The organism is uncultured Duncaniella sp., from assembly GCF_910577345.1.
Classification (GTDB): domain Bacteria; phylum Bacteroidota; class Bacteroidia; order Bacteroidales; family Muribaculaceae; genus Duncaniella.
In genome coordinates, this window is record NZ_CAJTMT010000050.1 from 1 (window position 1) to 10,538 (window position 10,538).

General features: G+C 51.2%; 7 protein-coding genes. All 7 read right to left on the reverse strand.

Features of this window, described 5'->3' with window-relative positions; genetic code table 11:
* Nucleotides 1–622: 622 nt before the first annotated feature.
* Complete coding sequence (locus QZ310_RS13205) at nucleotides 623–1,054, reverse strand: immunoglobulin-like domain-containing protein (RefSeq protein ID WP_297073650.1); 432 nt, start codon at nucleotides 1,052–1,054, stop codon at nucleotides 623–625.
* Nucleotides 1,055–1,193: 139 nt separating this feature from the next.
* Nucleotides 1,194–3,515: a DUF2339 domain-containing protein gene (locus QZ310_RS13210; protein ID WP_297073653.1), complete on the reverse strand. Its 2,322-nt coding sequence runs from the start codon at nucleotides 3,513–3,515 to the stop codon at nucleotides 1,194–1,196.
* Between the two features lie 100 nt (nucleotides 3,516–3,615).
* On the reverse strand, nucleotides 3,616–4,554 hold the full coding sequence (queG, locus tag QZ310_RS13215) for a tRNA epoxyqueuosine(34) reductase QueG (RefSeq protein WP_297073655.1): 939 nt from the start codon (nucleotides 4,552–4,554) through the stop codon (nucleotides 3,616–3,618).
* 266 nt (nucleotides 4,555–4,820) lie between these two features.
* Nucleotides 4,821–5,438 (reverse strand): polysaccharide deacetylase family protein, encoded by a 618-nt coding sequence (locus QZ310_RS13220; protein ID WP_297073657.1) that lies wholly within the window; start codon nucleotides 5,436–5,438, stop codon nucleotides 4,821–4,823.
* 5 nt (nucleotides 5,439–5,443) lie between these two features.
* Nucleotides 5,444–8,932 (reverse strand): DUF2723 domain-containing protein, encoded by a 3,489-nt coding sequence (locus QZ310_RS13225; RefSeq protein WP_297073659.1) that lies wholly within the window; start codon nucleotides 8,930–8,932, stop codon nucleotides 5,444–5,446.
* Between the two features lie 127 nt (nucleotides 8,933–9,059).
* Nucleotides 9,060–10,121, reverse strand: a complete 1,062-nt coding sequence (trpS, locus tag QZ310_RS13230; protein WP_297073661.1) for a tryptophan--tRNA ligase — start codon at nucleotides 10,119–10,121, stop codon at nucleotides 9,060–9,062.
* A gap of 57 nt (nucleotides 10,122–10,178) precedes the next feature.
* Nucleotides 10,179–10,538: hypothetical protein (locus QZ310_RS13235; protein ID WP_297073663.1), on the reverse strand; the 360-nt coding region annotated here is incomplete at its 5' end.

Sequence of the window (10,538 nt, forward strand, 5' to 3'; positions counted from 1 at the left end):
TCCCTTGCCCTCACCCCACCATCCCGCCTCCTCCACGAAACCGACCAAACCTAACCACCGATCGGCTGTCGCCCGCCTCGTCTATCGTACGGTAGGGACGCTTTTCAAAGCGTCCGCAACAGCATACGGATTGAAAATGCACCCAAACCGAAATCCAATCCCAAATCCGGAATCCAAATTGATTATCCGTTGCCCGCTCCGCGTTATATTCCAAAAAATCAAATTGTTGTTGGATTGTCTGATTGTATGCTGATGCGGACGCTTTAAAAAGCGTCCCTACCGGGTGTACCTATAATCCCTACCGGGTGTACATATAATCCCGGACGGTCAATCACTAAGATACTTCCGTAGTTTCTGATAGAGAAAAGAAATACTGAGCAGAATCGCCCCTAAAAGAATTAACACTATTATCCCGCCGGAGCGGGTGTCCGCAGGACACCGATTTACTCGTAACCCCGTACATCGGAGCGTAGCGGAGATGTGCGGGGAAAACAATCACCAACAAATAAAGGTGTCCGTCAGGACACCGATTTACCGATTTACCAATCAGCCGCTATTCGCTCAGCCGATCATGAAGTCCACCACCTCAATACCCAAGCTTTATCTCCTCGGGTATTTGGCCTCATGGGCACTCTTCCAAAGAGAATTCTGTGGAGATTGTTTCATGTTTATAATTACATATTATATTCTTTGTTATCTTATATTTCCCTTTGTCAAACACGCCATCCAAATCTGACAAATTGATTTTAAATTGGCGGGATGAGCCGGGAGTAATTTCATATCCTTTCCCGTAAAACACTACCGGTTTATATGGTATATAAGTCCATTCACCTTTTTCGTATTGTTCAACTTTATAATAATCACCGGTAGAGTATATGGAATCAGTATTATTTTTGATGGATATTACTAAATTCCCTTTTGGTAAATCGATTGTTTCCACCATCATGAATATTTCAATAGAATCCATACATGGCTCATCAACAATTACAGAATCAGAAGCAACTGTATTGAATGAAGTAGCTGATGACGTGTCATTTGATAATGTACAAGACATTATCAAATGACAGCAAATTGATATAATTAGCAATCTAAGTATCAATATCATTCAATATTAAAATATTCATTACGATACGGAGGGCGTTGTGCGTGTGCGCTTCATATTTGTCAGCCTTATTAGCTCTATTCCCCTTTCCTCAATCACTAAGATACTTTCGTAGTTTCTGATAGAGGAAAGAGATACTGAGCAGAATGGCCCCCAAAAGAATAAACACTATTATCCTTCCGATTGCGGCCATTTTCCACAAATCATATCCGGCAAGCTTGACAATCACTATTCCCAATACAGCCAAGGAGATGATTCGCAGAAGTTTGGAGTGATAGCGCATACCCAACAGCATCTGGACACTTGCACAGATGGTGAGTGTTATTGAAAACGCTGCACTCTTGAAGTGAGTCAGTCCCGTAGTTTCGAGCACTCTGAAAACTGCCGACAATACGAAAAGCATCACCGCGAGATTAAAGTAGACCATATAATTCCCTGCGATATTTGTCGTAATCTTCTCTTGTCGGAAAGCACCCGTTGCGCAGCGGAAGTAGACGAATCCGAAAATCATTACGGCAATCGCCATCGGCATGTCGGATAGGAAACTGTTTCCGGTGATATATGGAGCTAAGCCGAATACCGCTGTCATGGCACCCGGAAGAATCAGGTAGGTAGATGAGCGGTTGAACGGAGGATAGCTTATGGCCGTCGCGATGATTCCTATTGCTGCAAGTGCGGTCCATGTCGCTATCGGTTGGGGCAGCAGATAGCCGAAAAGGACAACCATACCTGTGCTCAGGATGATGGCGCCGCTCCAGAGAGTGAAGAACCCGGCTCTACCCATATTTGCTTCTTCTCCCTCTTTATGGATGAGTCGCGAACACCACAGATATGCGCAACCGTTGACTATATAGATCCATGCAGCCTCTGTCTTTCCGAAAATTTCCCCTGCATCGTAGGCAGCCCCAATAAGCAGAAGTGCGGCCTGCGGAATGCCTGCAAGGCGTGACAGGATGCGATAGATTCTTTGGCCGGTACGCATCTGCATCCACATCATGATGGTGGCATACAGACCGATGGCTGAGAATCTAATGCCGTTTGACGTAAACTGTACCAGTATCGCTGCGAGAGCCATTCCGGAAATGAATGTTATGAGCAGACTGTTGATGAGGTCGGCTTTTCGGTCTTTATAATATCTGAGATAGATGCACAGATTGATGATACACCCGACTAAAGCTACGCATCCTCTCGCATTGAAGGACGGGACGATGTCGGCGATAAGCCAGGTCCCGAAGCAAAGGTATGCGAGATTATTGATGATGATGGCTGAAATAAGGCAGGCGGTCACTTTCGAACGGTTGGAGTTGCGGTGCAGCTCTGTGATGAGTGGAACGGAGAAGACAATGAAATTGTAGATTGTCGCGACAAGCCACCATGCGTTGTGCTCCTCTCCGCTTGTTATATTCATTCCGATACCCGTGATGATATATGTGAGCCAGCAGGCAATCGGTGAGAGAATCCACCAGTTTTTGTAGATGCTGATTGCAAGCACAGCGCTGTTGAGGATAGCCATATAGGCTAATACCTGAACGAATGAACCGCTCCCGTTCGATGCGATGAACGGGGCCGCGAATCCTCCGATGATGGCTGTGATGGCGAGTTCGGGCCGGTTGAACGGAATAGCTATCGCAATCATGATGGCGGTGAGCACCAACAGTATGATGAAAGATGTCGTCGGACCGAAAACTCCGTAGAGGTGGTAACCTATGGCCACGCTGACAAAACAGATTGCAAAGCCGCCTCCGGCAAGGATGGATGAGAAGTTTCTGTAGTTGTCCTTCAAGGGATAAGCTATTCCCCAGAGACTTACGCCGATTCCCATTGCGAGTATGGTGCGCAGGAATTCGTTTATCCAGTTTTGATCGATGGCATATTTCACAAAGAAGCCTATGCCAATGATGAATATGAGAATGCCTATTTTGCTGAAAAGGTTTACCCCTATGACTTTTTCCCAATTCTTGCCGTAGGATGGGGTTTCATCCGGATTTTCATCGGGGAAGCTTTCGGAATCCGTTTCCGGTTTTTCATCCGGAGTCATTGCTGCCGGTTCCATCCTCTGCTGTGGTGCTTCCTCTTCAGAGACAATCCAATCAGGGACTTCCCTCTCTTGCAGACTCTCATCGGGTGTGTCTTCCGGAATGTAGTCCTCCTCCGGTTGCATCGTTTCCGGAGCTACAGTTCGCGCCGGAATCTCTTCCGGAATTGCCGTTTCGGTCGGAATTACCTCTTTGGAATATGGAGGCACATTGACGGCTTTGTCGGTTGTTGAGACATGGTGGTGCAGCTCCTCGCGCAGACGGTTGATTTCCTGCCGGAGAATTTCAGAATATTGGAGAATTTCCCGAACTCTCTTGTCTATGCCGATGATGAAGAAAAGGGCGAGAGCAATGGCTATCAACACAAGAGCTTCCATGTCAGATTGGTTTAAGAGTTTAACATTCGGCAAGATAGAAAGAATAAATGATTGCGGCAAAAATTTTTAGTTAAATTTTTGCCGTAATCATTTTGAAATTTTAGAGGATGTTGCAATCACTATCTTTAATTTGGAGGGCGTTGCGTTGGAGGCCGGTGAGTTTGGTGCGCTTGATGGCGGAGCGACGGAAGAGGGTTGAGAAGTCTTCCTGCTTCATAGTGAGGATTGCTTCGGTGTCGAGGCTGAGGATTGCTGGACGGGGGCGGAATTCTTCGATTTCCGAAAGAGGGGCGTTGGTGTTGTGGGGACAGACCTCCTGACAGACATCGCAACCGTAGATATGCCGTCCAAGCTCGGTTCCTGTGGGAAAATCGCCTCGATACTCTATTGTCAGATATGACAGACAGCGCTTTGCATCAAGGACTGAAGTTTCGTTTGACCCTGCTTGGTGTGAGAGGGCTTTTCCGGGGCAGGCGCGGAGGCAGCGGTCGCAGCCGAGGCAGCTTTCGGTGCAGGGTGGGTCGGGGGTGAGTTCGAGTGTTGTGAGTATTTCGCCGAGAAAGAAATGGGTTCCGGCTCCGGGTAGAATCAACTGTTGGTTGCGACCGATGAAACCTATGCCGCTGCGGACCGCCCAATAGCGTTCGTGGATGGGGGCTGTGTCGACACAGACGCGACATTCTGCTCCATATTTTTCGGAAATCCATGCGGCAACCTCTTGCAGACGTTTGCGCACGATGTCGTGGTAGTCATCTCCGAGAGAGTATGAGGCCCATTTCAGAGGGCTTCTGACCGGGCCGTGGTAATAGTTGAAGGCACACGAAATGATGCTTCGGGCTTCGGGCAGGAGGAGTGCGGGATTGCTCCGGATGTCAAGATGGTTTTCGAGATAGCCCATTTCGCCGTGTTTACCCTCCGAGAGCCATTTCCGATATGCTTCCGTTGTCGCATCATCCACGGATTGCACCCTCGCGATGCCACTCTTGAAGACACCGGCGGCTTCAAGACGTTTTTTTATAAGCTTTTCTGTTGTCTCCATGAATGAATAGTGTAGCTGTAATTATCATGAGAAAGGTACAGAAGGACATAAGGTCAGAAGATACAAAAGAATTATATCCTTATATGCTCATAAGAGATACAAAAGCACAAAAGGGCATAAGTAACAAAAGAATTATATAATAAAAAAATAAGAAGATAACTCTCAGTCTTACATTTTGTTTCATATAATCTTTATATCTTTTGTTCCTTATGCTCTTTTGTGCTTTTGTATCTCTTATTCTTTGCGCGTCTGTATCTTATATTTTCTTACATCGGGAGTTGACGGAACTCATAGCCCTGTTCCTTGAGCCATTCGATGGCTTTCGGGAGGGCATAGCGCATTTTGTCGTGCGCTTTGAGGGAATCGTGAAACACGATTATAGAGCCGTTGCGTGTGTAGCGCTTCACGTTTTCCAGAACCTGCTCCTTTGTGACACGCTTGGAGTAGTCGCGGGTCACCACGTCATACATTATTATATTATAGTGGCGCTTGATGAGCTTTGTCTGCAAGGGGGAGATGATGCCGTGGGGCGGACGGAAGAGAGTCGACCCTATCAGTTGGTCCGCTTCTGTGATGTCGCGGAAGAAGGTGGTCGCGTTCTCCTTCAGACCTTGCAGATGGTGCATGGTATGGTTGCCGTAGGAGTGTCCCCGGCGCTTGACCTCCTCGAATACTTCGGGGTATTTCCTGACATTGTCGCCGACCATGAAGAAGGTCGCCTTTATGTCATAGCGGTCAAGGACGTCGAGGACCCACGGCGTCTCCTCGGGGATAGGGCCGTCGTCAAAGGTGAGATAGACGACCTTCTTTCCCCTCTGGAGTATGCGCCAGATGGCTTCGGTGAAGAGCAGACGGTAGAAAAACGGTGGTTGTTCAATCCACATGATTCCTACTGCTGGAGTATTGAGACGATGCGGTCAAAGTTGATGCCCATGTCGGTAAGGCGGTCCACCATCTTCTCGGGTTCACCGCCGACATCTCCGAGATCCTGCAGGAGATAAACCATATAGTAGGTCTCGATGAAGCGGTCGGTCTTCGGCAGAGTTGCATATTGCCAGGGGTTGAGGCTCTGGTAATACTTCACGTTCTGGGCATAGCGCAGAAGCTCGTTTTCCAGAAGCTCGATGGCGCGCGCGGAGGCTTCCTTGTTGCCGGTGGCAATGCCGATGCGGGCATAAATCTGAGCCATCTTCTGGGGAACCTGTATCGCGTATGGCGATGCGGCTTCGGGAAGTTTCTCCTCCATGAGCTTGAGAAGTTCGAGCGCCTTGGCGTAGCGGTCAGCTTTGTAGGCTTCCAGTTCCTTCTGTATCTCAGGACTGTTGGCAACCGAGTCGGCGCGCTCAGCCATTGCAGCCTCGTTGATGAAGGCTGTGGCGGTCGAGAGAATGTAGGAGCGGGTTGTCGTCACCATGCGGCGCACAGTCTCATCGAGATATATCTGGTCGGGGTCGGTGACCTTGTCGAGACCACCCCACTGGAATTTCTCGGTGATGTTGCGGTAAGCCTTGTCGGTGTTGACGGCGTTGATGTCATACTCACCGTTCTCCTCGTTGCGCACGGGTGTCACCTCGTATGCCATACCTGTCGAACGCATATAGGGCTGAAGAGCCACATAGTAGTCCGAGGGTACTGTCGACGCGAAGTAGACAGGGTTCTTCCATTCGTTTTTCACGGAAGTTGCGAGCATGTCGAGCGAGAGAATCTGGCTCAGGGTCATGCCGCCGTGGCGCGAAGCCTCGCGGTCGTCAGCCATGTTGGCGTGGATGGCGGTGTCGGCTACCTTTGCCTCATGTTCGGTAATCACACCGGCCTTGACGGCAGCGGGGATGTCGACGGGGATGACGAAATTGTTGTATTGCATCATCGGGGCGTTCCATGCGTTCTGGCTCGACTTCTGATCGTAGACCTGACGGAGCGCAGTGAAGATGTTGACCGGAGTCGTGTCGCACTCGGCTGCGAAATAGCTGAAATTCATGCGTTCGTAACCGTAATCCTCAGGTTTGGCAAGGGTCTCGATGCCCTCGGCCTGATATGAGGGGTGTTTCACCTGGTTGGCATACCAGTCAGTGGTGAGATACGAGAGGTTGACAACCTTCACGTCGGTGCGGTGTCCCTCGACCTCCTGAGCATACCAGAGGGGGAAGGTGTCGTTGTCGCCGTTGGTGAAGATGATGGCGTTCTCGTCGAGCGAATCGAGGTAGTTCATACCGAAATCGCGGGTGGTGTAGCGGCCTGAGCGGTCATGGTCATCCCATGTCTGCGACACCATCTGCAGCGGGACGAAGAGGCCCACGAGGCAGGCGAATACCGCACCGGCGAGGCTCACCTTCTGCTCTTTTGCAGAGATGGCTTCAGCGGAGAGAGCCTGTTTGCCCTTGTCCTTGCCGTTCTTGTTGAAGAGTTCGCGGATGAGTGACCACAGACCTGCGACACCCATGCCGAGCCAGATAGCGAAGGCGTAGAACGAACCTGCGAAGGCATAGTCACGTTCGCGGGGCTGAGTCGGGGTCTGGTTGAGGTAGAGCACGATGGCGATACCGGTCATGAAGAAGAGGAAGAAGATGACCCAGAACTGCTCGATGCCGCGCTTGGAGGTGAATGCCTGCCATCCGAGACCGATGATGCCCATCAGGAGCGGAAGCATGTAGAACACGTTGTGGCCCTTGTTGCCCTTGCCGTCCGAATCGGGGAGGAGGCTCTGGTCGCCGAGGCGGGGATTGTCGATGAAGGGTATTCCGGAAATCCAGTTGCCGTGGTTGACCTCGCCGTTGCCCTGGATGTCGTTCTGACGGCCTGCGAAGTTCCACATGAAGTAGCGCCAATACATGTGGTTGAGCTGATAGACGAGGAAGAAGCGGAGGCTCTCGCCCATTGTGGGCTTGATGGCGTCGACCGTCTGGAGTGTCTCGCCTTCATGGACATAGCGTGTGGCGCTGACGGGTTTGCCTTTGAGACCACCGATCCAGTCGGAATAGGCTTCGGTGTGTGCGCCGCTGTAGATTCGGGGGAAGAGCATGTTGAGCTCGGGCGACATCACATAGTTCTTCTTGTAGCCTGTGATTTCGTAGTGGTCGGCCTGGTCGGGAGCGGTCTTGACAACCTTCGCATAGATAGGCTTGCCCTCGGTGTACATAGGTGAAGCCTGACCCTGCGCGTCGATTTCATAGACGACCGACGACTGGTTGGTCTGACCGTAGAAGAGGGGGCGTTCGCCGTATTGCTCACGGTTGAGGTAGGAGGCGAGGGCGAAGACGTTGTCGGGAGCATTCTGGTTCATCGGCGGGTTGGCGCTTGCGCGGATGAGCAGGAGCGCGTAGGACGAGTAGCCGATGAAGATGACGAAGATGCTCATCACGACGAGGTTGAGGATGCGCACGGGGAGCTTCTTTGCCATGAAAAGATAGGCAATGAGTGCAATCATGATGATTACGGGAATCCACATGCTCTCGCCGATGAAGGGAATGCCTGAGAAGAAGATGCTCAGAAGGACACTGATGCGGATTTCACCGACACTCTTCTGGCGGTAGAGAGCCGCGATGGCCCAGATGAAGCAGGCAACTGCGAGGATGGCATAGATGAGTACACCCATGTTGTAGCTGCAGCCGAGCACGTTGACGAAGAAGAGTTCGAAATACTGCGACACCTCGATGAATCCCGGGACAAGGCCGTAGAGGATAAGCCCGACAACCACCGCCGAGAGGGCGAGGGTAACGAGTGAGCCTTTGGCTGTCGTGTTTTTCCAGAGCTTGTAGTAGATGACAAGGGCAATGGCAGGGATACAGAGGAGGTTGAGCAGGTGGACAGCGATGGAGATACCGATGACGTAGGCTATGAGTATCAGGTACTTGTCGCTGTGGGGATGCTCCGCGCGGTTTTCCCATTTGAGGATGAGCCAGAAGACGAGAGCCGTGCAGAAGGAGGAGAAGGCATAGACCTCACCCTCGACTGCTGAAAACCAGAAGGTGTCGCTCCAGGTATAGGCAAGCGCGCCGCAGATGCCCGAACCGAAGATGACGAGCATTTGGGTGAGGGAGATTTCGTTGGCGTCATCCTTCACGATCAGACGCTTCACGAGATGTGTGATGGTCCAGAAGAGGAGGAGGATTGTGCCGGCCGAGAGGAGGGCCGACATGGAGTTGACCATGATGGCTACTTTGGAGATGTCGCCGAACGCGAAGTTTACGAAGAAACGCGCGGCGAGCATGAAGATTGGGTTGCCCGGCGGGTGGCCGACTTCAAGTTTGTAGCCTTGCGAGATGAACTCGGGGCAGTCCCAGAAGCTGGCTGTAGGCTCAAGGGTGAGCATGTAGGTCACTGCTGCGATGACGAAGCAGAGCCAGCCGAGAGAATTGTTGATGAGGTTATATTTTTTCATTGGTGGAGATGGATAGGCTAATAGGGCTGATAAGTCTAATAGGGCTGATAAGTCTAATAGGCCTAATAAGTCTAATAGGCCTAATAGGGCTAATAGGACTAATAGGGGCGGGAATTGTTTTTTTGCCTTAGAATTTGCGGATGCCCATGACTTCGCGAACTTCGGCGAGGGTTTTGGCTGCGCGTTCGCGGGCGCGTTCGGCTCCCTGACGTACTACGCGCGAGATGTAGGCGTCGTCGTTGCGGATGTCGTGGTAGCGTTCGCGGATGGGGGTTGTGACTTTGAGGATGTCCTCGGCGAGCTGCTTTTTCATGTCGCCGTAGCGGATGGAGCAGTCAGCGTATGCGTCGCGGTAGCTCTGCACGATTTCAGGTGCGGATGTGAGCTCCATGAGTGTGAGAAGATTCTGGACCGGCTCGGAGATGGGTTGGTTGGGTTCCTTGGGACCTTCGTCGGTGACGGCGCGCATGACTTTCTTGCGGAGCACCTTCTCCTCGTCGATGAGGTAGATGCAGTTGCCTTCGCTCTTGCCCATCTTGCCGGAGCCATCGAGGCCGGGGACTTTGACAGCGTGGTCGCCGAAGTTGAAGTTCTGGGGTTCGGGGAAGAGGTCGACACCGTAGAATGAGTTGAAGCGGCGTGCGAAGCGGCGTGTGAGCTCGAGGTGCTGTTCCTGGTCCTTGCCTACGGGTACTTTGTGGGCTTTCTGGATGAGGATGTCGACGGCCATGAGGGTGGGGTAGGTGAGGAGGCCGGCGTTGACACGCTTGTTGGAGTCGTTGCCGATGATCTGTTTCTCGATGTCCTCGCTGTCGTTGTCGGTCTTGATGCCGAGCTGCTTGCGGGCCTTGTCCTTGAAGGAGGCTGTGCGCATGAGTTCGCCGATGCCGACGTGCATGTTGAGCAGGAGATACATTTCGGAGATTTCGGGTACGTCGCTTTGGACGAAGATTGTAGCCTTTTCGGGGTCAATGCCTGCGGCGAGGTATTCTGCGAGGATGTTTTTGACATTCTCGTGGAGTGCGTCGGGTTCGGGATTGGTTGTGAGGGCGTGGAGGTCGGCGATGAAGAAGAGGCAGTCGTAGTCGTTCTGCATTTTCACGAATTTGCTGAGTGCGCCGTAGTAGTTGCCGAGGTGGAGGTTGCCTGTGGCACGGATGCCTGAGAGTACAACTTCTTTATTGTCCATAATGTGGTGGTGATTAGAATGTTATCGTTTGGTTAGGGCCGGGTTTGGCCAATTAGGCTACAAAAGTACAAAAAAAACCGCTATGAAGCGGTTAAAAAAAGTATAAAGCTTTGAGGTTTGAGTTTTTAGTTGTTGGGGGGAGGGGAGTTTTTGAGTTGTTAGTTTTGAGTTGAGGGGAGGGGCTGAAGTTTTTTTATTATAGGCCAATAGGGGAGATAAGTCTAATAGGCCCAATAGGACTAATAAGCCTAATAAGCCTAATAGGTCAAATAAGGCCAATAGGGCCAATAGGGGAGATAAGTCTAATAGGTCCAATAGGGCTAATAAGCCTAATAAGTCTGATAGGGCTAATAGGGGTTGGAATTTTTTGGGGGCTTGTTGGGGGCTTGTTGAGGGCTTGTTGGGGGATTTTGGTGG